The following is a 23,634-nucleotide window of genomic DNA, read 5'->3' as shown; positions in this document are numbered from 1 at the left end:
ATGATCGTAGCCGAAGGCCTCTCGCGCCCGGTGCTGCGTCGCAAGCTGCGCCAGACCCGGCGCCAACTCTCTCCCGCCCAGCAACGCCACGCCGCCCGCCGACTCTACCGGCAACTCAGCCATCACCCGCTCTTTCGTCGCGCCCGGCATATCGCCCTGTATCTGCCCAACGACGGCGAGATCGATCCACGCCTGCTGCTGCGCGCCGCGCAACGCCGGGGCAAGGCGACCTATCTGCCGGTACTCAACCCATGGCCGCGCACGCGCATGGTGTTCCAGCGCATCGAGCCCGGCGAGCGACTGCGGCGCAACCGCTTCGGCATCTTCGAACCCGTGATTCGAACCGCTCGACAGCGTCGCGTCTGGGCGCTGGACCTGCTGTTGATGCCATTGGTGGGTTTCGATGGGAATGGCGGGCGGCTGGGCATGGGCGGCGGGTTCTATGATCGCAGCCTCGCGTACCGCGCCAGGCGCAAAAAAAGTCACAAACCGACACTTTTGGGCCTGGCCCATGAATGCCAGCGGGTCGATCGACTGCCGCTGGAGAGCTGGGATGTACCCCTGCTGGGTACGGTGACGGACCGGGGCTGGTACGTCGAGCGCTGAAACGCCGCGTCCATGCGGCGCTCGGTCAGCGTTGCTGGGTCTGCTGCACCTGGATCACCGGGGCCATGCCCGCGGCGCCGTCGTTGCGCTCCCACAGGCTCTGCGTATAGCCGGTGGTGACTACGCCCAGGCCGAAGATGAAGACCAGAATCCAGAGAATATCGGGCTTGCGTTTCATGTGTGTTCGCCTCCCCCTACCAGGCGAAATGCTTGCGTCGAGTCGATGTGATTTATCGTTCTAGGACTCGATAGGCCACCTTACAGCCGCGGCATTTTCCGTGAAGCCTCGGCACTGCGCAAATCCGTATTGCAGCCGATTGTCGGAGATTTTGCCATCATGGTCTGATCGAACCGAACGAACGGAGAGCAAGGTTCATGCCTTACTGGTTAATGAAGTCCGAACCCGATGAGTTTTCCATCCACGACCTGAAAAAACTGGGCCACGGACGCTGGGATGGCGTACGCAACTATCAGGCGCGTAACTTCCTGCGCCAGATGCAGGAGGGGGATCATTTCTTTTTCTATCACTCCAGCTGCGCCGAACCGGGCATCGCCGGAGTCGGCCGGGTCATCCGCAGCGCCTACCCCGACCCTACCGCCCTGGCCCCCGAAAGCCCCTATCACGATGGCAAGGCCAGCAGCGAAGCCAACCCCTGGAGTGCCGTGGACGTCGAGTTTGTCGAAGCCTTCTCGACTCCCCTCGCGCTGGCTCGGCTCAAAGCTAACCCGGCGCTGCGGGAACTGGCACTGGTGAAAAAAGGCAACCGCCTCTCGGTCATGCCGGTAAGCGACACCGAGTGGCAAGCGATCCTGGCGATGCGCTGAGCTACTGGATGATCAGGTTGTTGAACAGCAGATCGTCGACCAGAGGCTTGCCCTCTTCCTGCTCGAGCACTTCGCGCACCTGTTTCAATGCCTCCTGACGCAAGAGCTCCTTGGCCTCGACACTGCCCAGCGTCTCGTCGGTCTGCTCGGAGAACAGCATCACCAGCTGATGGCGGATCAGCGGCTCGTGGTGCTTGACCCGATCCTCCACCTCCTTGCTGGAAATGCGCAGCGCCACGTCGGCCTTGAAGTACTTGAGCCGCTCGCCGGAGGCATAGTTGCCTACCATCGCCGGCGTCAGCGCGTAATAGAGGGTCTGTGGAGCAGCGGACTCATCGGCCGACTCATTGGCTTGAACGGCTCCGGCAACTGCCAGGCAGAAAAACATCGAAAGTAGGTATCTCACGCGCTGCGGCTCCAGAGAGGAAACCCTGCCAGCATAACCAGTCACAGCACAACGCCCAAGCCGTTGCACTACCGCCTGCCACTTATACGGCGCCATTACAGCGAACGATGCTGATTGCCTCGCCACGCAGCGCTCCTAGACTGAAAGCCCTGAGCAGTCGAGCCATCCCATGTCGGACGGCAAGCGTCCGACCAGTCGAACAAGGAAAAGCGATGAAAGCCGTCCTGTGCAAAAGCTTCGGCCCGCCCGAAAGCCTGGTTGTCGAAGATGCCCCCTCCCCTCAGATCAAACCGAGCGAGATCCTGCTCGACGTGCATGCTGCCGGGGTCAATTTCCCGGACACGTTGATGATTGAGGGCAAATACCAGTTCAAGCCGCCGTTTCCGTTTTCGCCCGGCGGCGAGGCGGCCGGCGTGGTCGCTGCGGTCGGCGAAAAGGTCAGTCACCTGAAGGTGGGCGACCGGGTCATGGCGCTGACCGGCTGGGGCAGCTTCGCCGAGCAGGTGGCGGTGGCCGGCAGCAATGCGCTGCCGATTCCGCCGAGCATGGACTTCGCCACCGCTGCTGCCTTCAGCATGACCTACGGCACCTCGATGCACGCGCTCAAGCAGCGCGCCAACCTGCAGCCCGGTGAAACCCTGCTGGTACTGGGCGCCTCCGGTGGTGTCGGCCTGGCTGCCGTGGAGATCGGCAAGGCCATGGGCGCCCGGGTGATTGCCGCGGCCTCCAGCGCCGAGAAGCTGGAGGTGGCGAAGAATGCCGGCGCCGACGAGCTGATCAACTACAGCGAAGTGAGCCTGAAGGAGCGCCTGAAGGAACTTACCGGCGGTCAGGGCGTGGATGTGATCTACGACCCGGTGGGCGGCAAGCTGTTCGAGGAAGCCTTCCGCAGCATCGCCTGGAACGGCCGCATGCTGGTGGTCGGCTTTGCCGCCGGCGGCGATATTCCGGCACTACCGGCCAACCTGCCGCTGCTCAAGGGTGCGGCACTGATCGGCGTGTTCTGGGGCGCCTTCGCCCAACGCCAGCCGCAGGACAACGCTGCGAATTTCCGCCAGCTGTTCGCCTGGCACGCCGAAGGCAAGCTCAAGCCGCTGGTGTCGCAACGCTTCACGCTGGAGGAAGCCGGCCAGGCCATCGCCACGCTGGGTCAGCGCAAGGCAGTGGGCAAGCTGGTGGTGCAGGTGCGCTAAGAACGCACCTAGGGGACTGCAGGAAGCGTCAGACGCTTCCTGCACGATCCGATCGGATCAATGGGCGGTGGCGGGTGCCTCGCCGGCGCTCTGCATGCGCGCCATTTCCTGGGCGTAGAGCGCATCGAAGTTCACCGGAGCCAGCATCAGCGCCGGGAAGGAGCCGCGGGTCACCAGGCTGTCCAGCGCTTCGCGGGCATACGGGAAGAGGATGTTCGGGCAGAACGCACCAAGCGTGTGGCTCATCGCAGCCGCTTCCAGGCCCTTGATCAGGAAAATGCCGGCCTGCTGCACCTCGGCAATGAAGGCCACTTCCTCACCGGTCTTGACGGTGACCGAGAGGGTCAGCACCACTTCGTAGAAGTCGCTTTCCAACTGCTTCTGCTTGGTGTTCAGGTCCAGCGCGACACTCGGATTCCATTCCTGACGGAAAATTTCCGGGCTCTTCGGCGCTTCGAAGGACAGGTCGCGGACGTAGATGCGCTGCAGGGAGAACTGCGCACCCTGTTCGTTCTGCGACGCTGCGCCGCCGTTGTTAGCTTGTTCGGTCATTTCTGCAACCTTCTATCCAGTTGTGCGTGTCGTTTGAATTGTTCGCGGACCCGCGGTGCCGGCCTCAGGCCTGCAGCAACGGGTCGAGGCGTCCGGCGCGCTCCAGAGCGTGCAGCTCATCGCAGCCGCCGACGTGCTTGTCGCCGATCCATATCTGCGGCACCGAGGTGCGTCCGGCCTTGCTGGCCATCTCGGCGCGCAGGGTCGGGTTGCCATCCACGGGAATTTCCTCGTAGGCGACACCCTTGCGATCGAGCAGCGCCTTGGCGCGGATGCAGAACGGGCACCAGGCGGTGGTATAGATGACGACGTTGGGCATGATTACTTGACCACTGGCAGATTGTCGCCGCGCCAGCTGGAAATCCCTCCCGACAACTTGGCGGCGGTGAAGCCTGCCTTCTGCAGCTCACGGCAGGCCGTTCCGGCGTGCTGCCCCATGGCGTCGACCACGATGATGGTCTTAGCCTTGTGCTTTTCCAGCTCGCCTGTGCGGCTGACCAGTTTCTCGTAGGGAATGTTCAATGCATCGACGATATGGCCGGCGTCGAACTCCTTCTTGGCGCGCACGTCCAACACCACGCCCTCGCCACTGTTGACCAGTGCCGTCAGTTCGCGATTGCTCAGGCTCTTGCCACCCTTGCGTGTCTCGGTGATGAACAGAAGGATCAACAGCGCCACGAACAGGCTGCTGAGTACATAGTGGTTAGAGACAAATTCAATCAGGTTAGCGAGCATCAACGGGTACCCGGACGATAAAATGCGGGCCAGTATACACAGCCCCTCCGAGTGGCTGAACCCTGATGATTCGTGACCTCGCCACGGCCAGCCAGTAGACTGGCCGCCCTTTTCCGCCCCCGTGCAAGGAGCCCGAAAGCATGCCCGTCGCCCCTACCGCCGCGCCCAAACCTCTGGTACTGATCATTCTCGATGGCTTCGGGCACAGCGACAGCCCGGATTTCAATGCCATCTATGCCGCGCGCAAGCCGGTCTACGATCGTCTGCTGGCGACTCAGCCACACGGACTGATCTCCGGCAGCGGCATGGATGTCGGTCTGCCGGACGGGCAGATGGGCAACTCCGAGGTCGGCCACATGAACCTGGGTGCCGGGCGCGTGGTGTATCAGGACTTCACCCGGGTGACCAAGGCGATCCGCGACGGCGAATTCTTCGCCAACCCGACCATCTGCGCTGCGGTCGACAAGGCCGTAGGTGCCGGCAAGGCGGTGCACATCCTCGGCCTGCTTTCCGACGGTGGCGTGCACAGCCACCAGGATCATCTGGTCGCCATGGCCGAGCTGGCGGCCCAGCGCGGCGCCGAGAAGATCTACCTGCACGCCTTCCTCGACGGCCGCGACACCCCGCCGAAGAGCGCGCAAAGCTCCATCGAACTGCTCCAGGCCACCTTCACCCGCCTGGGCAAGGGCCGTATCGCCAGCCTGATCGGCCGCTACTTCGCCATGGACCGCGACAACCGCTGGGACCGCGTGCAGCAGGCCTACGAGCTGATCGTCGACGGCAAGGCCGAGTACCGCTCCGACTACGCGGTGGACGGCCTGATCGCCGCGTACGAGCGCGGCGAGAGCGACGAGTTCGTCAAGGCCACCGGCATCGGCGAGCCGGTACGTGTCGAAGACGGTGACGCCGTGGTGTTCATGAACTTCCGCGCCGACCGCGCCCGCGAGCTGACCCGCTGCTTTGTCGAACCCGGTTTCAAGGAATTCGAGCGTGCCCGAGTGCCGCAACTGGCCGAGTTCGTCATGCTCACCCAGTACGCCGCGAGCATTCCCGCGCCCGCCGCCTTCGCCCCGGAAGCGCTGACCAACGTGCTCGGCGAGTATCTGGCCAACAACGGCAAGACCCAGCTGCGCATCGCCGAAACCGAGAAGTACGCCCACGTCACCTTCTTCTTCTCCGGCGGCCGCGAGGAACCCTTCCCCGGCGAGGAGCGCATCCTGATTCCTTCGCCGCAGGTTGCCACCTATGACCTCAAGCCGGAAATGAGCGCGCCGGAGGTCACCGACCGCATCGTCGAGGCCATCGAGAACCAGCGCTACGACGTCATCGTCGTCAACTACGCCAACGGCGACATGGTCGGCCATACCGGCGTGTTCGAAGCGGCGGTCAAGGCGGTGGAGTGCCTGGACAGCTGCGTCGGTCGCATCGTCGAGGCGCTGGACAAGGTCGGCGGCGAAGCCCTGCTGACCGCCGACCACGGCAACGTCGAGCAGATGGAAGACGCCATGACCGGGCAGGCGCATACCGCGCATACCTGCGAGCCGGTGCCCTTCATCTATATCGGCAAGCGCAACGTCTCGATCCGCGAAGGCGGCGTACTGGCCGACGTCGCGCCGACCATGCTGACCCTGCTGGGCATGCCGGTTCCGCAGGAGATGACCGGCCGCTCCATCGTAGAACTCAACTGACGGGTGCCGGCGGGAAGCCGGGGGCGCACGCCTTCGCTTCCCGCGACGGGCCTCAAGCTTCCCGTCCGCTTTTTAGGCATACTACGCCGGTCATAACCCTCGGTTGACAGCCCTCCATGCCTCGTACATTCCTCGCTCTCGCCTTTCTCTGCCTGCTCGGCCCGGCCGTGGCGGACGAGCGCGCCGCCGCGCGCCAGCAGATCGAAGCCGCCCGCCAGGACATCGCCGAACTGCAAAAGCTGCTCAAGCAGATCGAGCAGGAGAAATCCGGCGTCCAGAAACAGCTGCAGACCACCGAAAGCGAGATGGGCCAGCTGGAAAAGCAGGTCGACACCCTGCAGCAGGAAATCGACCGCAGCGAGGCCGAGCTGGAGCGCCTGAACGAGGAGAAGACCACCCTCGAAGGTGCTCGCCTGGAACAGCAGCGCCTGATCGGCCTGCAGGCCCGCGCCGCCTATCAGAACGGTCGCCAGGAATACCTCAAGCTGCTGCTCAATCAGCAGAACCCGGAAAAATTCAGTCGCACCCTCACCTATTACGACTATCTCAACAAGGCCCGCCTCGAGCAGCTCGACAGCTTCAACGAGACACTGCGCCAGCTGGCCAACGTCGAGGCCGACATCGAAGCGCAGCAGAACCTGCTCGCCGAGAAGAAGGACGGCCTGCTGGAGCGCCGCGATCAGCTGGCCGAAGTGCGCAAGGAGCGCCAGCAGGCACTGGCCAAGCTGAACAGCGACCTGTCCAGCCGAGAGCAGCGGCTGCAGGCTCGCCGCCAGGAACAGGCGCAGTTCGAGCGGGTGCTCAAGACCATCGAAGAGACGCTGGCCCGTCAGGCACGCGAGGCCGAGGAGGCTCGTCAGCGCGAACTGCTTGCCGAACGCCAGCGTCAGCAGCAGCAACAACAAGCCAGGCCCAGCGGCAGCTCCGCGCCGAGTGGCCCGCTGGTATCCAGCGCCGGTGGCAGCTTTGGCGGGCCGTTCGCCCAGGCCAAAGGTAAACTGCCCTGGCCGGTGGACGGACGTCTCGTCGCCCGCTACGGCACTCCACGCGGCGGCGATGCTCGAACCAAGTGGGACGGCGTACTGATCGGCGCCAATGCCGGCACCCAGGTCCGTGCCGTGCATGGCGGCCGGGTGGTGTTCGCCGACTGGTTGCGCGGTGCCGGCCTGCTGGTGATCCTCGATCACGGCAACGGTTACCTGAGCCTTTACGGACACAACCAGAGCCTGCTGCGGGACGCCGGCGACATCGTCAAGGCCGGCGACCCGATTGCCACGGTAGGCACCAGCGGCGGCCAGGAAACCGCCGCACTGTATTTCGCCATTCGTCAGCACGGTCGCCCCAGCGACCCTGCCCAATGGTGCCGCGCGCAAGGCTGACCGAGGGCGGCATTCGGCCCCGCCGAGCCACCCGGTCCACCTGGCGTGCCCTCTCATTACTGGAGTTCGACATGTTGCACCTGCGCCGTTTCGCCCGCCCTTCCACGCTCGCCCTGGCCATCCTGCTAGGCATGCAAGGCGGTGCCTGGGCCCAGCAGCCTCCGGCGGAAGCGGCTGCAGTACCAAGTTCCAAGGCGCCGCTGCCGCTGGACGAGCTGCGCACCTTCGCCGAGGTCCTGGACCGCATCAAGGCGGCCTATGTCGAGCCGGTGGATGACAAGACCCTGCTGGAAAACGCCATCAAGGGCATGCTCAGCAACCTCGATCCGCACTCGGCCTATCTCGAGCCAGAAGCCTTTGCCGAGCTGCAGGAAAGCACCAGCGGCGAATTCGGCGGGCTGGGCATCGAGGTCGGCATGGAGGACGGCTTCATCAAGGTGGTGTCGCCGATCGACGATACGCCGGCATCCAAGGCCGGCATCGAAGCCGGCGACCTGATCGTCAAGATCGACGGGCAGCCGACCAAGGGTCTGTCGATGATGGACGCCATCGCCAAGATGCGCGGCAAACCCGGCAGCTCCATCAGCCTGACGCTGGTACGCGAAGGCGGCCAGCCGTTCGACGTCAAGCTGACCCGTGCGGTGATCAAGGTGCGCAGCGTCAAGAGCCAGCTGCTGGAGCCCGGTTACGGATACCTGCGTGTCACCCAGTTCCAGGTCAACTCCGGCGAGGAGGTCGGCAAGGCGCTGGCCAAGCTGAAGAAGGACAATGGCGGCAAGAAGCTCAACGGCCTGGTGCTGGACCTGCGCAACAACCCCGGCGGCGTGCTGCAGGCCGCAGTGGAGATTTCCGATCACTTCCTCACCAAGGGCCTGATCGTCTACACCAAGGGCCGCATCGCCAATTCCGAGCTGCGCTTCAACGCCGATACGGCCGATGCCAGCGAAGGGGTGCCGCTGGTCGTGCTGATCAATGGCGGTAGCGCCTCGGCCTCGGAGATCGTGGCCGGCGCCCTGCAGGATCACAAGCGGGCGGTGGTCATGGGCACCGACAGCTTCGGCAAGGGCTCGGTGCAGACCGTGCTGCCGCTGAACAACGATCGCGCGCTCAAGCTCACCACGGCGCTCTACTACACGCCCAAGGGCCGCTCGATCCAGGCCCAGGGCATCGAGCCGGATATCGTCGTCGAACGTGCCAAGCTGACCCGCGAACAGGCTGCCGAAGGCTTCCGCGAAGCGGATCTGGCCGGGCATCTGGGCAATGGCAACGGCGGCCCGGATCGGCCAACCAGCACGCAGATCGCCAGCGACTCGGATCGGCCGCAGGACGATGACTACCAGCTCGGTCAGGCGCTGAACCTGCTCAAGGGATTGAACCTCACCCGCGGCCAATGAGCGTGCCGCGCTGGACGGCCGGCCTGGCGCTGCTCCTGGCGCTGGCCGGGCAGCCAGGGTTTGCAGACGAAGCCGATGCAGACCGGCGCGTCGCCGCGCGGCCCAGTCTGACCCTGATCATCGACGACCTCGGCCAGAACCCCGCACGCGACCGCCGCGTGCTGCAGCTGCCCGGGCCGGTCGCATTGGCCATCCTGCCCGATACGCGCCACGCCGCGGAATTGGCCGAACAGGCCCATCGCGCCGGCAAGACGGTAATGCTGCACATGCCGATGGCGCCCGCCGGTGGCCGCTTCGCCTGGCATCCGCAACTACCCCACGACGAGCTGGCACGCCGCCTTGACGCTGCGCTGGCCGCCGTGCCCCACGTGCGCGGGCTGAACAATCACATGGGCAGCGCCATGACCGAGCAGCCGCAAGCCATGACCTGGTTGATGGGCGAGCTGCAGCGTCGTCATCTGTTTTTCCTCGACAGCCGCACCAGCCCTCGCACCGTGGCCGCTGCCAGCGCGCAGCGCACCGCGCTGGCGAGCCTGTCGCGGGATATCTTTCTCGATGACGATCCATCCCCCGCTGCGGTGGCCGAGCGGTTCCAGGCCGCGATCGCGCTTGCGCGCAAGCAGGGTTCGGTGGTGATCATCGGCCACCCCCACGAGAGCACGCTGGCGCTCCTGGAGCGGGAACTGCCGCGTCTGCCTGCGCAGGGCATCGAGTGGGTGGACGTTGGCCAAATGATCGCCACGCGCGGCAATCGCGCCATGGCCGCCCACGGTCGCGGCGGTATCTACCGCTGAAAATCAGAGGTAGCGACGCAGCATGCCGTCCACAGTGCCATCGGCACGCATAGCATCGAGCGCCCGCTGCAAGCGCTCGACCACCTCGTCCGGCGTCGCCCGATTGAGCGCAAGAAACAATCGCGCCTCATTGAAACGCAGCACCGGCTTCAGCCCGGTCACACCTTCCTGCTTGGCCAGATAGGGGCCGACCGGATCGGCAGTGGCCCAGACATCGATCTGGCCCTTGAGCAGCTTGCCGATGTTCTCCTGGTCGCGCAGCGAATTGATCGGCGCCAGCCCCAGGCGCTCCAGATGCTGGCTCACCGCGTCGTTCTTGTATGCACCGATGCGCAGGCTGCGTGCCTGTTCCAACCCGGTCAGTTGCAAAGAGCTGTCCGCTGGCGCCAGCAGCACCCAGCTGATGCTCGCCAGGGGCCCGACCCACTTGAACTGCGGCTCGCGCTCGGCAGTGAAGGTGGTGGAAAACAGCCCCTGATCGGGCTGTTCGAGCACCTGCTTGTAGATGCGATCCCAGGGAAAGCGCAGGCTGAGCTCGTAGCGGATGTTCGCCCGGCGGAACATCTCGCGAACGATGTCGGCGTTGATGCCATGGATCTTTGCATCGGCCGCGTAGTTCTTGTTGTCCTCGGCCATGTTGAAAGGTGGAAAGTTCTCGGTCAGCAGCACGACGCGATAGTCGTCGGGCAGCTCGGCATGGGCATGACTGCAGAGCAGCAGCACGATGGCGGCTAGGATTCGTTTAAGCATGGCTCGCTCCCTGGTTCTGATTCCCGATCCGCCCCTCCGCGGATCATGGCCGAAGCGGTCGAAAGCAAGATGCGAACCAGCGCAGCAGCACCGCCGCGGTACTCGGGCGGTGGCTGACAAGGACACGATGGGTGCGCCAGAACGGCGCGAGAGGCGTGTGCGGCGCACCCTGCTGGCGCGCCGCCATCACCAGCCTGACGCGGGAAACGCGTCAGGCGAGAGGAAGCAACTCAGAGATAGCGAGCGTTGATCTCGTCGATCACGCCTTCGCGGCGCATCTGGTCCAGTGCCTGCTGCAGCTTCTTCACTGTCTCGTCGGCCACCTGCTTGTTCAGCGCCAGGTAGAGTTCGGCGCTGTCGAAGCGCAGCACGCGCTTGAGCCCGGTCACGCCTTCCTGTCGGGCCAGGTAGCGGCCGGCCGGGTCGCCCGTGGCCCAGAGGTCGATCTTGCCGTCGAGCAGCTTTTTCACGTTCTCCTGATCACGCAGGGCAAGCACCGGCTGCAGACCCTGGGCCTCCAGGTGCTCGGCGATGGCGTCACCCTTGTAGGCGCCGACCGTGTACTGGCGGGCCTGGTCCAGGCTGGTCAGGTTGATCGGACTGTCGCCACGGGCCAGCAGTACCCAGTCGTCCGGGCCGATGGGGCCGACCCACTTGAACAGCTCTTCACGCTCGGGCAGCCGCGCGGTGACGAACACCCCGTAGTTGGCCTGCTCCAGCGCCATGCCGTAGATGCGCTCCCAGGGGAAACGCAGTGTCAGCGTGTAATCGACCCCGGCGCGCTTGAACATCTCGCGCACGATGTCCACCGCGATACCGCTGATGTTTTCATCGCGGGCGAAGTTCTTGCCGTCGGCCGCCATGTTGTAGGGCGGAAAGTTCTCCGTCAGCAGGTCGATCTTCGCCGGGGCCTGGGCATGAGCCAGCGAGGCGCCGAACAGCAACGCACTGGCAATGGAAGCGATGGTCTTGAGCATGAGAATCTCCTGATTGCTCGCCCGCAACAGCAGCGGGCGTGTCCTTGTAGCGCGTCAGCCGTGTCGGCGGCGCGCCGCGATCAACGCATCACGATGCCGCGAGCGGCCAGGTAGGCCTTGGCCTCCGGCACCGTGTACTCGCCGAAGTGAAAGATGCTGGCCGCCAGTACCGCGTCGGCCTTGCCCTCGAGGATGCCTTCGGCCAGGTGCTGCAGGTTGCCCACGCCCCCCGACGCGATCACCGGGATGCACAACGCTTCGCTGATGGCGCGGGTGACGCCCAGGTCGTAGCCGCTCTTCACACCGTCCTGATCCATGCTGGTGAGCAGGATCTCGCCGGCGCCGAGGGCTTCCATCTTCTTCGCCCATTCAACCGCGTCCAGCCCGGTGGGCTTGCGGCCGCCGTGGGTGAAGATTTCCCAGCGGCCCGGCTCGCCCGGCGCAGAGACCTTCTTGGCGTCGATGGCGACCACGATGCACTGCGAGCCAAAACGGTCCGCGGCCTCGCCGACGAAGTCCGGGTTGAACACCGCGGCGGTGTTGATCGAGACCTTGTCGGCTCCCGCATTGAGCAGGTTGCGGATGTCCTGCACGGTTCTCACGCCCCCACCCACGGTCAGCGGGATGAACACCTGGCTGGCCATGCGCTCGACGGTATGCAGCGTGGTATCGCGGTTGTCGACGCTGGCGGTGATGTCGAGGAAGGTGATCTCGTCGGCGCCCTGCTCGTCGTAGCGCCGGGCGATCTCCACCGGGTCACCGGCGTCGCGGATGTTCTCGAACTGAACGCCCTTGACCACGCGGCCGTTGTCCACGTCGAGGCAGGGAATGATGCGTTTGGCCAGGGCCATGGTCGATCTCTCTCGTAGGGCGGACAGCGCCGCATGGCGCTATCCGCCGGGTCACCGAATGCATGGCGGCACGCGGAGCGTGGTCCGCCTTACGGCTTACTCGTCTTTCAGCTTGAGGTCGCAGAGCGCCTGCGCCTCGGCCACATCCAGCGTGCCTTCATAGATGGCGCGGCCGGTAATGGCTCCGATGATGCCCGGGGTGTTGGTGTCGAGCAGCTTCTGGATGTCGCCGATGTTGTGGATGCCACCGGACGCGATCACCGGGATACGGCTGGCGTTGGCCAGGGCCACGGTGGCCTCGACGTTGCAGCCCTGCATCATGCCGTCCTTGGCGATGTCGGTGTAGACGATCGCCGAGACGCCATCGGCCTCGAAACGGCGGGCCAGATCGACGGCCTGCACGCTGGAGACTTCCGCCCAGCCATCGGTGGCGACGAAGCCGTCCTTGGCGTCCAGACCGACGATCACCTTGCCCGGGAAGGCGCGGCAGGCCTCGGTAACGAACTCCGGCTCTTTCACCGCCTTGGTGCCGATGATCACGTAGCTGACACCGGCGCGCACGTAGTGCTCGATGGTTTCCAGGGTACGGATGCCGCCGCCGATCTGGATCGGCAGGTCCGGGTAACGCTTGGCAATGGCGGTGACCACTTCGCCGTTGACCGGCTGGCCTTCGAAGGCCCCGTTGAGGTCGACCAGATGCAGGCGGCGGCAGCCGGCCTGGACCCACTTGGCAGCCATGGCCACCGGGTCATCGGAGAACACCGTGGCGTCGTCCATCAGGCCCTGGCGCAGACGTACGCAGGCGCCGTCCTTGAGATCGATAGCGGGGATAATCAGCATGGCTTGAACCTGTTCAAATCAAGTGTCGGTTAAGGGTCAGCTCTTCTCGAGTGCCCACAAGTCGCTTTCGATGCTCTCGAACCGCTCCTTCAGGTGGCTCTGCACGTCGAAGATCGCCTTGTTGTAATACAGCGGCGCGATTTCCCGGGCGAACAGATCGAGCACTTCCTGCGCCTCGAACGAGCCCAGTTCGAGTTCGAACCGCTCTTGCAGAAAGCGCTTGATGACCTGTTGCGCCGCCTGCTCCTGAGCGGCATCCAGCGTCAGGACCGGCGGCTTGAGCTTGGCCCGGCTCATTTACCAGCGGCCATCCCAGGCGGCGAAGTTCTGCAGCAGCTGCAGGCCGTGGGTATGGCTCTTTTCCGGGTGGAACTGCACGGCAAAGCGCGAGCCTTCTGCCAGCGCGGCGGCGAAGTCCTTGCCGTAGTGGCCACGGCCGACCACCTGGCGCGGATTGCCGGCCTCGATGTAATAGCTGTGCACGAAGTAGAAGCGGCCATTGTCCGGGATCGCGTGCCAGAGCGGGTGATCCACCGCCTGCTTGACCTCGTTCCAGCCCATGTGCGGCACCTTCAGGTGCTCGCCGTCCTCAACCAGATCCTTGCCGAAGAAGCGCACCTGGCCGGGAAACAGGCCGATGCAGTCGACGCCGTCGTTCTCCTCGCTGCGCTCCATGAGGGCCTGCATACCGACGCAGATACCGAGAAACGGGCGGTCCTGGCTGACCTCGCGGACCAGCTCGTCGAAGCCCAGCCGGCGAATCTCGGCCATGCAGTCGCGAATCGCGCCGACGCCGGGAAACACCACGCGGTCGGCTTCACGGATGACCTGCGCATCGCTGGTGATCAGCACGCGGCCAGCGCCGACATGCTCCAGCGCCTTGGCCACCGAATGCAGGTTGCCCATGCCGTAGTCGATGACGGCAACGGTCTGCATTACAGGCACCCCTTGGTCGACGGCATCTGCCCGGCCATGCGCGGATCGAGCTCGATGGCCATGCGCAGCGCGCGGCCGAAGGCCTTGAACACCGTCTCGATCTGGTGGTGGGTGTTGGTTCCGCGCAGGTTGTCGATGTGCAGGGTCACCAGGGCGTGGTTGACGAAGCCCTGGAAGAATTCCTGGAACAGGTCTACGTCGAACTTGCCGACCACCGCACGGGTGTAAGGCACGTGCATGGTCAGCCCGGGACGCCCGGAGAAGTCGATCACCACGCGCGACAGCGCCTCGTCCAGCGGCACGTAGGCGTGCCCGTAGCGGGTCATGCCTTTCTTGTCGCCGATGGCCTTGGCGAAGGCCTGGCCGAGGGTGATGCCTACGTCCTCGACGGTATGGTGGTCGTCGATGTGCAGGTCGCCGTTGCATTCGATATCCAGGTCGATCAACCCGTGACGGGCGATCTGGTCGAGCATGTGCTCGAGGAAAGGCACACCGATGGCGAAGCGCGCCTTGCCGGTGCCATCGAGATTGATGGTGACCTTGACCTGGGTTTCCAGGGTGTTGCGCTCTACGCAAGCCGTACGTTCGGACATCAACAGCTCCGCTGATCGTGGGGCGAAAAGGGGCTCATTATAGGCGCAAACGCCCGGGCGCGGATATGCGCCGGGCGGCTGGACTGCATCTTGCAGGAAGCTGGTCGTCCAACCGCCGAGGTGCCGCCCATGCACGGACGGAAAATGCCCGCGACCCTGCGCTTCATGCTCGCCTCCCGGCGCAGCGAACTGCTCGGCCTGGAGGATCTGACCCGCACCTGCGAGCTGGTCACGCGCATCAGCCAGCTGGTTCACGCGCTGCAGAAGGAACGCGGCTATTCGAACATCTACCTCGGCGGCAATGCCGCTCACCAGCGCCAGCAGCTAGATGCGCTGAGCCTGGAGGCCGAGGCGCTGGAGCGTGCGGTGCGCCAGGATCTGGACCGCATCGACCTGGAGGCGGTCAGCGCGGCGGACAAGACCCGGCTGTTCACCCGCATCGCCTATGCCCTGCACAGCCTGGACGAGCTGCCGGCGCTGCGCCGACGCATCCGCGAGCACGCCATCAGCATGCAGGACGCCACGGCGACGCTGGTACGCCTGATCGGCGGGCTGCTGGCCGTCGTCTTCGAAGCCGCTGACACCGCTTCCGATCCGCACATCACGCGCTGCCTGGTGGCACTGTTCAACTTCATGCAGGGCAAGGAGCTGGCCGGCCAGGAGCGCGCACTGGGGGTAGTCGGCTTCGCCAGCGGCTATTTCCGCGCCGACATGCTGGAGCGCCTGGAGCACCTGCTCGAAGGGCAGGAGCGTTGCTTCGACACCTTCAGCCGCTTCGCCAGCCCGGCGGCGCAGGCGCTATGGCAAGCCCTGTGTGCCAGCGATACCAATATCAACGCCTGCCGCTTGCGCGACATCGCCCGCCGGACCAGCCCGGGCGCGGCGGTCGAGGCGCAGCTGGGCGAACTCTGGTTCGAGCTGCACACCGGCCGCATCGACGCCATGAAACATGTCGAGACGCGCCTGGAGCAGGACCTGCTGCAGCAGTGCCGGCAGAGCATCGAGCGCATCCGCAAGGACCTGCAGAGCCATCGCAAGCTGCTCGACGGCATCGCCGACATGCACGCCGCCGCCGAGCAGGCCAAGCTGTTCAGCGTGCAGGCCAGCGACCTCGACACGCCACCGCCGGATGGCATGACCGCGATGGTGGCGCGCTCGACGCTGGAGCTGCTGCTGACCCAGAGCGTGCGCCTGCAGGGCCTCAATGAGGAGTTGCGCGAGGCACGCCAGGCGCTGGACGAGCGCAAGCAGGTGGAGCGTGCCAAGCAGCAGCTGATGCGCCAGCAGGGCTGCTCGGAAGGCGAGGCCTACGGCCGGCTGCGTCAGGCAGCCATGAACCAGGGCCTGCGCCTGGAGGAAGTCGCCCAGCGCCTGCTGGCGTTGGACGGTTCGGCGAACACGGCCGCACGCGGCCAGCGTTGCCGGCACTGAAAACAGGCACGCCGTGCCGCCCAGGGGCCCGCCCTGCCCCGCGACTGTGCAGCGACCCGCAAGCCAGCCTGCCCATTCAGCTCGTCGATGGCGGCGACCCGCCTCCCCAGCGCGCCGGCCTTGCGCCTCGACTGCGCGAGCCAAGTGCCTGATTTACCTGCCCACCAGCCTGTCGCTCGAGCATTCCGGCGGCGCCGACGGGCGCCTCCAGTGCACCCTGGCACAGCTTTCGCAATGACCTGTTCAAGGCCGGATCGCTCGGCTTCCACAACTGACTTTCAGGACAACGGTGTCCACGCTCTCCGGCTCCAGCCGGGCGGTGTGGCGCCGTTTTTTTTCGCCCAAAGGAAATTCGACCATGACCGACAAGCCGAACAATGACCAGCCCAGCGACCTGACCCTGGCCTCGCGCCGCAGCTTCCTCAAGCATTCGATCATCGCCGCCAGCGGGGTCGCCCTGTTCGGCGGCATGTCCCTGGGCATGCGTTCGGCCGCCTGGGCTGCGGGCGGCGACGTGGAAACCAGCAAGGCCAAGCTCGGCTTCATCGCCCTGACCGACGCCGCACCGCTGTTCGTCGCCGCGGAGAAAGGCTTCTTCGCCAAGTACGGGATGACCGAGGTCGAGGTGCTCAAGCAGTCTTCCTGGGGCACCACCCGCGACAACCTGGTGCTCGGCTCGGCGAAGAATGGCATCGATGGCGCGCACATCCTCACGCCCATGCCCTACCTGATCAGTGCCGGCATCGTCACGCCGAACAACCAGCCGGTGCCCATGTCGATCCTCGCGCGGCTCAACCTGGCCGGGCAGTGCATCTCGGTGGGCGAGGAGTATCGCGATCTGAAGATCGGCCTCGACAGCACGCCGTTCAAGGCGGCGTTGGAGGCGAAGAAGGCCGGCGGCAAGAAGGTCAGCGCCGCGGTGACCTTTCCCGGCGGCACCCACGACCTGTGGATGCGCTACTGGCTGGCCGCCGGCGGCATCGACCCGAACGCCGACATCAACACCATCGTCGTGCCGCCAGCGCAGATGGTCGCCAACATGAAGGTCGGCAGCATGGACACCTTCTGCGTCTGCGAACCGTGGAACGCCCAGCTGATCAACCAGAAGATCGGCTACACCGCCAACACCACCGGCGAGCTGTGGCACAACCACCCGGAAAAGGCCTTCGCCCTGCGCAGCGACTACGTGGCCGCCAACCCCAACGCCGCCCGCGCGCTGACCATGGCGATCATGGAAGCCCAACAGTTCTGCGAGAAGGCCGAGAACAAGGAAGAAGTGGCGAAGATCTGCTCGCAACGCAAGTGGATCGGCGCGCCCTACAAGGACATCGTCGACCGCATGAAGGGCAACTTCGCCTACGGCACCGGCAAGGTCATCGAGAACCATCCCGAGCAGATGCGCTACTGGGACGACCACGCCTCCTATCCGTTCCAGAGCCACGACCTCTGGTTCCTCACCGAGAACAAGCGCTGGGGCTACCTGCCGGCCGACTTCGACAGCCAGGCGCTGATCGCCAAGGTCAACCGCGAAGACATCTGGCGCGCCGCAGCCGGCGAGCTGAACCTGCCCGCCGAGCTGATCCCGACCTCCACCTCCCGCGGCGTGGAGAAGTTCTTCGACGGCAAGCTGTTCGACCCCGAGAACCCGCAAGCCTACCTGGACAGCCTGACCATCAAGGCCATGGCCTGATAACCGCAACCCGCGAGGAAAAGCCCATGAATGCCAACGTCAAACTGCAGCCCGCCAGCACCGAGCCGGTGTCCATTGTCCGCCCATCCAGAGCCGCTGCACTGATGCAGCGTAGCGGCCGCTACGCGGTGCAGCAGCTGTTGCCGCCCCTGGTCATCCTGCTGGTGCTCGGGGTGATCTGGGAGATGCTCTGCTCCGGTGCCGATGCCGCGCTGCCACCGCCTTCGCAGGTGATCGCGGAAACCTGGGAGCTGATCGTCGATCCGTTCTACGACAACGGCGGCAATGACGTGGGCCTGGCCTGGCAACTGCTGGCGAGCCTCGAACGGGTGGCGGTGGGTTATCTGCTGGCGGTGGTCGCCGGGGTCGGCCTCGGCGTGCTGATCGGCCAGTCGGACTGGGCCATGCGCGGCCTCGATCCGATCTTCCAGGTGCTGCGGACCGTGCCGCCACTGGCCTGGCTGCCGCTGTCGCTGGCGGGCTTTCAGGACAGTCATCCCTCGGCGCTGTTCGTCATTTTCATCACCGCGATCTGGCCGATCATCATCAATACCGCAGTGGGCATCCGCAACATCCCGCAGGACTACCGCAACGTCGCCCAGGTGCTGCAGCTCAATGGCTTCGAATATTTCAAGACCATCATGCTGCCGGCCGCCGCGCCCTACATCTTCACCGGCCTGCGCATCGGCGTCGGCCTGTCGTGGCTGGCGATCATCGCCGCGGAGATGCTCATCGGCGGCGTCGGCATCGGCTTCTTCATCTGGGATGCGTGGAACGCCTCGCGCATCAGCGACATCATCCTCGCGCTCGTCTACATCGGCGTGGTCGGCTTCGTGCTCGATCGCCTGGTGGCCTTCGTCGGCCAGCGCATCACTCGCGGCATTCCGGCCAACTGAGGAGCAACGCCATGAGCTATCTCTCCATCGAACACCTGGACAAGAGTTTCGTGCGCGGCAACCTCGCCTCGCAAGTGCTCAAGGACATCAACCTGAACATCGCGAAGGGCGAGTTCATATCCATCATCGGCCACTCCGGCTGTGGCAAGTCGACGGTGCTGAACATCGTCGCCGGGCTGCTGGAGCCCAGCCTCGGCGGGGTGATTCTCGACGGCAAGGAAGTGCGCGGGCCGGGCCCGGACCGCAGCATGGTGTTCCAGAACCATTCGCTGCTGCCCTGGCTGACCGTCTACGAGAACGTCGAGGTGGCAGTGAACAAGCTGTTCAAGCGCAGCATGGGCAAGCGCGAACGGCGCGAATGGATCGAGCACAACCTGGCGCTGGTGAACATGGGCCATGCGCTGAACAAATACCCGCAGGAAATCTCCGGCGGCATGAAGCAGCGCGTCGGCATCGCCCGCGCGCTGGCGATGAAGCCCAAGGTGCTGCTGCTCGACGAGCCGTTCGGCGCGCTGGATGCGCTGACCCGCGCGCACCTGCAGGACGAGGTGATGAAGATCCAGAAGGAGCTGGGCAACACCATGATGATGATCACTCACGATGTCGACGAGGCCGTGCTGCTCTCCGATCGCATCGTGATGATGACCAATGGCCCCTCGGCGACCATCGGCGAGATTCTCGACGTGAAACTGCCGCGCCCGCGCGACCGCATCGCCCTGGCCGATGACCCCGAGTACAACCACTACCGTCGTGCGGTGCTGAGTTTCCTCCACGAGCGCCATCGCCTGCACTGATCGGGCGCGCCCACCGCCGGCGTCTCGTGCGCTGGCGGCGGTTCGGCGTATGCTTGCCGGCATTCCGCCCAGCCGTCGCAAGGTCGCCATGCCCGTCTACGTCGAATCCGTCACCCAGCCCAGCCCGCAGGACCTTACCGACCTGGCGAAAATCTACGCCGATGCACCCGACTGGCTGCTGGCGCCCTATTCCAGCGCCGACACGCTGATCGCCGCGGCGCTGGCCGATGGCAGCCTGATCGCCGGGCGCTTCAATGACCGCCTGCTCGGCGCCGCCCTGCTGCAGCGCGGCGACGACGCCTGGCGCCTGTCGCACCTGTGCGTACGCAAGCTCACCCGAAAGCGCGGCGTCGGCCGCCGGCTGCTGGAGGAAACCCAGCGCCAGGCCAGTGAAGCCGGTAAACCGTTGCGCCTGGCCGCTCCCGCCGGCCATCTGGAAGCCAGCGCCTTGGCCGCGCGCACCCATCTGCCGCTGGACCCGCTGTAGGTAACGATGACGGGCTGAATGGCGGCCGAACGCGCTGCTGGCTCACCACCCGGCGCGACAGTTCGTCTGCCCGCGCGGTGCCGCAACCGTCGCGCGGAACCAGCTCCGCGCACGCCACTCCAACCCCGGCCGCCTCCCGACATCGGAGAGCACGGGGCTATACTCGCCACCTTTCAGACCGCTTCTCTACAAGGACTCGTCCATGAAATCGCTCGGCAAAATCCTGGGCCTGGTCATTCTCGGACTGTTGCTGATCCTCGTGGCGGCAGGCTTCGCCCTGACCCACCTGTTCGATCCCAACGACTACAAGGACGAGATCCGCGACCTGGCGCGGAACAAGGCCGGCCTCGAACTGGACATCAAGGGCGACATCGGCTGGAGCCTGTTCCCCTGGCTCGGCCTGGAACTGCACGACACCACCCTGGCCAGCGCGCAGACCCCCGGACAGCCGTTCGCCGATTTGCGCATGCTCGGGCTCTCCGTACGGGTGATGCCGCTGCTCAGCCGCGAAGTGCAGATGAGCGATATCACCGTCAATGGCCTCAACCTGACGCTCAGCCGGGACGAGCAGGGTCGCGGCAACTGGGAAGGCGTCGGCCAGCCGGCCGGTCGCCGCGAACAGGCCGGCGAGCCGCCGAAAGCTGCCGAGCCGCAAACCGAACAGCGCGAAGAGGCATCGCCCGCACGCAAGCCGCTCACACTGGATATCGACAGCCTGACCGTCAGCGATGCGCGCGTGACCTACAGCGACGCCAAGACCGGCCAGCAATACAGCGCCGAAAGCATCGAGCTCACGACCGGCGCGATCCGCGAGGGCAGCTCGATCCCGGTGAAGCTCAACGCCTTCTTCGGCAGCAATCAGCCGGTGATGCGCGCGCGCACCGAGCTGCAAGGCGCGCTGCGTTTCGACAACCAGCTCAAGCGCTACCAGTTCGAGGACATGCGCCTGTCCGGCGAGGCCTCCGGCGAGCCGCTGCAGGGCCAGACCCTGACCTTCAGCGCCCAGGGCCAGCTGCTGGTCGATCTCGCCGCGCAGATTGCCGAATGGAACAGCCTCAAGTTCACCGCCAACCAGCTGCGTGGGCTGGGCGAGCTGAAGGCGCGCGACCTGGACAAGGAACCGAAGATCAGCGGCGCGATGACCGTGGCGCAGTTCAACCTGCGCGAATTCCTCCAGGGCACAGGGCAGCAGCTGCCGGCCATGGCTGATGGCAATGCGCTGAACAGGGCCGAGCTGGTCAGCCGGCTGAGCGGTACGGCCAACAGCCTGGCGCTGGAAGAACTGACCCTCAAGCTCGATGACAGCACCTTCACCGGCCGCATCGCCATCAGCGACTTCGCCCGCCAGGCGCTGCGCGTCGATCTCAAGGGTGATCGGCTGAATCTCGACCGCTACCTGCCACCGCCAAGCAAGGACGAGCCGGCCGGCGCCGCGCGCAAGAGCGAAGTGAAGAACACCCAGGCCGCCGCGGTCGGCAGCGGTAGCACCCCGCTGCCCAACGCACCGACCCAGCAGGCCTGGAGCGAGGCCTCGGTGCTGCCGCTGGATCAGCTGCGCAAGCTCGACAGCGAGGTCAGCCTGGCCATCGGCAGCCTGACCGCCATGCAACTGCCGCTGGAGGGCTTCAACCTCAAGGCCCGAGCCCGCAACGGCCAGCTGAACCTGCAGGAACTGCGCGGCGGCCTCTACGGCGGACGCCTGGACAGCAGCGCCAGCCTCGACGTGCGCCAGGCCCAGCCGCTGCTGACGCTGCAGAACCGCTTCAACGGCGTGCCAATCGAGCGCCTGCTGGAAAGCCAGGGCGAAGAGGTGGTGGTCAAGGGCCTGCTGAACCTGGATGCCGACCTGCGCACCCAGGGCAACAGCCAGAAGGCCTGGGTCGACAACCTCAACGGCAAGGTCGGCTTCATCATCGACAACGGCGTGCTGGTCGATGCCAACCTCGAGCAGCAGCTCTGCCGCGCCATCGCCACGCTCAACCGCAAGCCGCTGTCCAGCGAGCCACGCAGCAAGGACACCCCCTTCCGCGAACTCAAGGGCAACCTGACCCTGCGCAACGGCGTGGCCAGCAACCCCGACCTCAAGGCCAGCATCCCCGGCCTGACAGTCAATGGCAACGGCGATGTCGACCTGCGCGTGCTGGGCATGGACTATCGCGTCGGCATCGTCATCGAAGGCGACAAGGGCGCCATGCCGGACCCTGCCTGTCAGGTCAACGAGCGCTACGTCGGCATCGAGTGGCCCCTGCGCTGTCGCGGCCCGCTGGAGCTGGGCGCCAAGGCCTGCCGTTTCGACAATGACGCCCTCGGCAAGATCGCCGCCAGGCTGGCCGGCGAAAGGCTCAACGAGAAGATCGAGGAGAAGCTCGGCGACAAGGTCAGCCCGGAACTCAAGGACGCCCTCAAGGGCCTGTTCAAGCGATGAGCCCGGAGCAGTTCGGCGCGGCGGTCCTCGACTGGTTCGACCGCCACGGCCGCAAGGACCTGCCCTGGCAGCAGAACATCACGCCGTACCGGGTCTGGGTGTCGGAGATCATGCTGCAGCAGACCCAGGTCAGCACCGTGCTCGGCTACTTCGACCGCTTCATGGAAGCGCTGCCTACCGTCGAGGCGCTCGCCGCGGCCGAGGAAGATGAAGTGCTGCATCTTTGGACGGGCCTCGGCTACTACAGCCGCGCACGCAATCTGCACAAGACCGCCAAGCGCGTGGTTACCGAATACGGTGGCATATTTCCCGCGGATGTCGACAAGCTCGCCGAGCTTCCCGGGATAGGCCGATCGACCGCCGGCGCCATCGCCAGCATCAGCATGGGTCTGCGCGCGCCAATTCTCGACGGCAACGTCAAACGCGTGCTGGCCCGCTACGTTGCCCAGGACGGTTATCCCGGCGAGCCGAAGGTGGCCCGCGAGCTGTGGGAGGTGGCCGAGCGCCTCACCCCCCGGCAGCGGGTCAACCATTACACCCAGGCGATGATGGACCTTGGCGCCACGCTGTGCACGCGCAGCCGCCCGAGCTGCCTGCTCTGCCCGCTCAGGGACGGCTGCCGCGCCCATCTGCTCGGGCGCGAAACCGACTTCCCGGTACCCAAGCCGCGCAAGGCGCTGCCGCAAAAGCGCACGCTGATGCCGCTGCTGGCCAATCGCGACGGCGCCATCCTGCTCTACCGTCGCCCTTCGAGCGGGCTCTGGGGCGGGCTCTGGAGCCTGCCGGAACTGGATGACCTCGCTGCCCTCGATCCTCTGGCCGAACGGCATGCGCTGCAGCTGGAAGACCGTCGCGAACTGCCAGGGTTGACCCACACCTTCAGCCATTTCCAGCTGGCCATCGAACCCTGGCTGATCAGGGTCAAGACCGCGCCCGACGCCGTGGCCGAGGCGGACTGGCTCTGGTATAACCTCGCCACCCCGCCGCGCCTCGGCCTTGCCGCGCCGGTAAAGACACTGCTCAAGCGCGCCGCCGCTGAATTGAATGCAGGAGAGACCTCATGACCCGCACCGTGAACTGCCGCAAGTACAACCAGGAACTCCCCGGCCTCGAGCGCCCGCCGTTTCCGGGCCAGAAAGGCGAGGACATCTACAACAACATCTCCAGGCAGGCCTGGGACGACTGGCAGAAACACCAGACCATGCTGATCAACGAGCGCCGCCTGAACATGATGAACGCCGAGGACCGCAAGTTTCTCCAGGGCGAGATGGACAAGTTCTTCTCCGGCGAGGACTACGCCAAGGCCGAAGGCTACGTGCCACCCAGCGAATAACCGCCCGGCTGCGCTAAGCGCCCGTCCGGATTAAATATTTTCCGGGCCGCGCTTGACAG

The 23,634-nt window shown here is 65.5% G+C and carries 27 protein-coding genes; 15 read left to right on the top strand and 12 right to left on the bottom strand.

The features are described from left to right. Positions 1–606 carry a 5-formyltetrahydrofolate cyclo-ligase gene (locus ACVRRC_RS04085; protein ID WP_014598071.1) on the top strand — a complete coding sequence of 202 codons (606 nt, stop codon included), beginning with the start codon at positions 1–3 and terminating at the stop codon, positions 604–606. A gap of 25 nt (positions 607–631) precedes the next feature. Here the strand turns inward: ACVRRC_RS04085 and ACVRRC_RS04080 are convergent, their stop codons facing one another. Next, complete coding sequence (locus ACVRRC_RS04080; protein ID WP_011915077.1) at positions 632–784, bottom strand: hypothetical protein; 153 nt, start codon at positions 782–784, stop codon at positions 632–634. Positions 785–981: 197 nt separating this feature from the next. On the opposite strand from ACVRRC_RS04080, the gene ACVRRC_RS04075 reads away from it, so the two are divergent. Then, complete coding sequence (locus tag ACVRRC_RS04075; protein WP_472996651.1) at positions 982–1,431, top strand: EVE domain-containing protein; 450 nt, start codon at positions 982–984, stop codon at positions 1,429–1,431. 1 nt (position 1,432) lies between these two features. Here the strand turns inward: ACVRRC_RS04075 and ACVRRC_RS04070 are convergent, their stop codons facing one another. Beyond that, positions 1,433–1,819, bottom strand: a complete 387-nt coding sequence (locus ACVRRC_RS04070; protein WP_014598073.1) for a flagellar basal body-associated protein FliL — start codon at positions 1,817–1,819, stop codon at positions 1,433–1,435. Between the two features lie 230 nt (positions 1,820–2,049). On the opposite strand from ACVRRC_RS04070, the gene ACVRRC_RS04065 reads away from it, so the two are divergent. Further along, entirely contained in the window at positions 2,050–3,030 is a 981-nt protein-coding gene (locus ACVRRC_RS04065; RefSeq protein WP_048330216.1) for an NADPH:quinone oxidoreductase family protein, read from the top strand. Between the two features lie 57 nt (positions 3,031–3,087). Here ACVRRC_RS04065 and secB read toward each other — a convergent pair whose 3' ends face one another. The 3 genes from secB to ACVRRC_RS04050 form a co-directional block, all read right to left on the bottom strand. Continuing rightward, positions 3,088–3,582, bottom strand: a complete 495-nt coding sequence (secB, locus tag ACVRRC_RS04060) for a protein-export chaperone SecB (RefSeq protein WP_011915080.1) — start codon at positions 3,580–3,582, stop codon at positions 3,088–3,090. Positions 3,583–3,646: 64 nt separating this feature from the next. Beyond that, on the bottom strand, positions 3,647–3,901 hold the full coding sequence (grxC, locus tag ACVRRC_RS04055; RefSeq protein ID WP_011915081.1) for a glutaredoxin 3: 255 nt from the start codon (positions 3,899–3,901) through the stop codon (positions 3,647–3,649). A 2-nt stretch (positions 3,902–3,903) separates the two neighbouring features. Continuing rightward, positions 3,904–4,317: a rhodanese-like domain-containing protein gene (locus tag ACVRRC_RS04050; RefSeq protein WP_011915082.1), complete on the bottom strand. Its 414-nt coding sequence runs from the start codon at positions 4,315–4,317 to the stop codon at positions 3,904–3,906. Between the two features lie 140 nt (positions 4,318–4,457). On the opposite strand from ACVRRC_RS04050, the gene gpmI reads away from it, so the two are divergent. From gpmI to ACVRRC_RS04030, 4 genes are all read left to right on the top strand, one after another. Beyond that, on the top strand, positions 4,458–6,005 hold the full coding sequence (gpmI, locus tag ACVRRC_RS04045) for a 2,3-bisphosphoglycerate-independent phosphoglycerate mutase (protein ID WP_017244167.1): 1,548 nt from the start codon (positions 4,458–4,460) through the stop codon (positions 6,003–6,005). A 116-nt stretch (positions 6,006–6,121) separates the two neighbouring features. Further along, entirely contained in the window at positions 6,122–7,384 is a 1,263-nt protein-coding gene (locus tag ACVRRC_RS04040) for a murein hydrolase activator EnvC family protein (RefSeq protein ID WP_013984423.1), read from the top strand. Positions 7,385–7,455: 71 nt separating this feature from the next. After that, on the top strand, positions 7,456–8,778 hold the full coding sequence (locus tag ACVRRC_RS04035) for a S41 family peptidase (RefSeq protein WP_019406016.1): 1,323 nt from the start codon (positions 7,456–7,458) through the stop codon (positions 8,776–8,778). Beyond that, positions 8,775–9,572 carry a divergent polysaccharide deacetylase family protein gene (locus ACVRRC_RS04030; protein ID WP_068506099.1) on the top strand — a complete coding sequence of 266 codons (798 nt, stop codon included), beginning with the start codon at positions 8,775–8,777 and terminating at the stop codon, positions 9,570–9,572. The genes ACVRRC_RS04035 and ACVRRC_RS04030 overlap by 4 nt, the downstream gene beginning before the upstream one ends. A gap of 3 nt (positions 9,573–9,575) precedes the next feature. Here ACVRRC_RS04030 and ACVRRC_RS04025 read toward each other — a convergent pair whose 3' ends face one another. From ACVRRC_RS04025 to hisB, 7 genes are all read right to left on the bottom strand, one after another. Then, positions 9,576–10,322 (bottom strand): substrate-binding periplasmic protein, encoded by a 747-nt coding sequence (locus tag ACVRRC_RS04025; protein WP_017244169.1) that lies wholly within the window; start codon positions 10,320–10,322, stop codon positions 9,576–9,578. Positions 10,323–10,552: 230 nt separating this feature from the next. Beyond that, complete coding sequence (locus ACVRRC_RS04020) at positions 10,553–11,299, bottom strand: substrate-binding periplasmic protein (protein ID WP_019406014.1); 747 nt, start codon at positions 11,297–11,299, stop codon at positions 10,553–10,555. An 80-nt stretch (positions 11,300–11,379) separates the two neighbouring features. Next, positions 11,380–12,150, bottom strand: coding sequence for an imidazole glycerol phosphate synthase subunit HisF (gene hisF / locus ACVRRC_RS04015; RefSeq protein WP_045157895.1), 771 nt, complete (start codon positions 12,148–12,150; stop codon positions 11,380–11,382). Positions 12,151–12,246: 96 nt separating this feature from the next. Then, positions 12,247–12,990 (bottom strand): 1-(5-phosphoribosyl)-5-[(5-phosphoribosylamino)methylideneamino]imidazole-4-carboxamide isomerase, encoded by a 744-nt coding sequence (gene hisA / locus ACVRRC_RS04010; protein WP_011915091.1) that lies wholly within the window; start codon positions 12,988–12,990, stop codon positions 12,247–12,249. Positions 12,991–13,026: 36 nt separating this feature from the next. Beyond that, complete coding sequence (locus ACVRRC_RS04005; protein ID WP_003303327.1) at positions 13,027–13,287, bottom strand: DUF2164 domain-containing protein; 261 nt, start codon at positions 13,285–13,287, stop codon at positions 13,027–13,029. Beyond that, on the bottom strand, positions 13,288–13,926 hold the full coding sequence (gene hisH, locus ACVRRC_RS04000; RefSeq protein WP_013984427.1) for an imidazole glycerol phosphate synthase subunit HisH: 639 nt from the start codon (positions 13,924–13,926) through the stop codon (positions 13,288–13,290). Beyond that, positions 13,926–14,519 (bottom strand): imidazoleglycerol-phosphate dehydratase HisB, encoded by a 594-nt coding sequence (hisB, locus tag ACVRRC_RS03995; protein ID WP_013984428.1) that lies wholly within the window; start codon positions 14,517–14,519, stop codon positions 13,926–13,928. The genes hisH and hisB overlap by 1 nt, the downstream gene beginning before the upstream one ends. Positions 14,520–14,648: 129 nt before the next feature. On the opposite strand from hisB, the gene ACVRRC_RS03990 reads away from it, so the two are divergent. From ACVRRC_RS03990 to ACVRRC_RS03955, 8 genes are all read left to right on the top strand, one after another. Further along, positions 14,649–15,950: a nitrate regulatory protein gene (locus tag ACVRRC_RS03990; RefSeq protein ID WP_026006472.1), complete on the top strand. Its 1,302-nt coding sequence runs from the start codon at positions 14,649–14,651 to the stop codon at positions 15,948–15,950. 358 nt (positions 15,951–16,308) lie between these two features. Beyond that, the gene (locus ACVRRC_RS03985; protein WP_011915095.1) at positions 16,309–17,640 is read left to right on the top strand and encodes a CmpA/NrtA family ABC transporter substrate-binding protein; all 1,332 of its coding nucleotides are present in this window, start codon (positions 16,309–16,311) and stop codon (positions 17,638–17,640) included. Between the two features lie 26 nt (positions 17,641–17,666). Continuing rightward, a complete protein-coding gene (ntrB, locus tag ACVRRC_RS03980; RefSeq protein WP_013984430.1) occupies positions 17,667–18,536 on the top strand; it encodes a nitrate ABC transporter permease in 870 nt (289 codons plus the stop codon). An 11-nt stretch (positions 18,537–18,547) separates the two neighbouring features. Next, complete coding sequence (locus ACVRRC_RS03975) at positions 18,548–19,330, top strand: ABC transporter ATP-binding protein (RefSeq protein WP_011915097.1); 783 nt, start codon at positions 18,548–18,550, stop codon at positions 19,328–19,330. 88 nt (positions 19,331–19,418) lie between these two features. Beyond that, positions 19,419–19,817: an aspartate 1-decarboxylase autocleavage activator PanM gene (panM, locus tag ACVRRC_RS03970; protein ID WP_026012467.1), complete on the top strand. Its 399-nt coding sequence runs from the start codon at positions 19,419–19,421 to the stop codon at positions 19,815–19,817. Between the two features lie 202 nt (positions 19,818–20,019). Next, positions 20,020–22,242, top strand: a complete 2,223-nt coding sequence (locus tag ACVRRC_RS03965) for an AsmA family protein (protein ID WP_181120885.1) — start codon at positions 20,020–20,022, stop codon at positions 22,240–22,242. Then, positions 22,239–23,306, top strand: coding sequence for an A/G-specific adenine glycosylase (gene mutY, locus ACVRRC_RS03960; protein WP_019406010.1), 1,068 nt, complete (start codon positions 22,239–22,241; stop codon positions 23,304–23,306). Before ACVRRC_RS03965 ends, mutY begins: the two co-directional genes overlap by 4 nt. Beyond that, complete coding sequence (locus tag ACVRRC_RS03955) at positions 23,303–23,575, top strand: oxidative damage protection protein (protein WP_011915101.1); 273 nt, start codon at positions 23,303–23,305, stop codon at positions 23,573–23,575. The genes mutY and ACVRRC_RS03955 overlap by 4 nt, the downstream gene beginning before the upstream one ends. Positions 23,576–23,634 lie beyond the last annotated feature (59 nt).

The organism is Stutzerimonas sp. LR2 (genome assembly GCF_055755175.1).
Note: the sequence above shows the minus strand (reverse complement) of the source record. Positions and strands in the feature narration are given on the sequence as shown.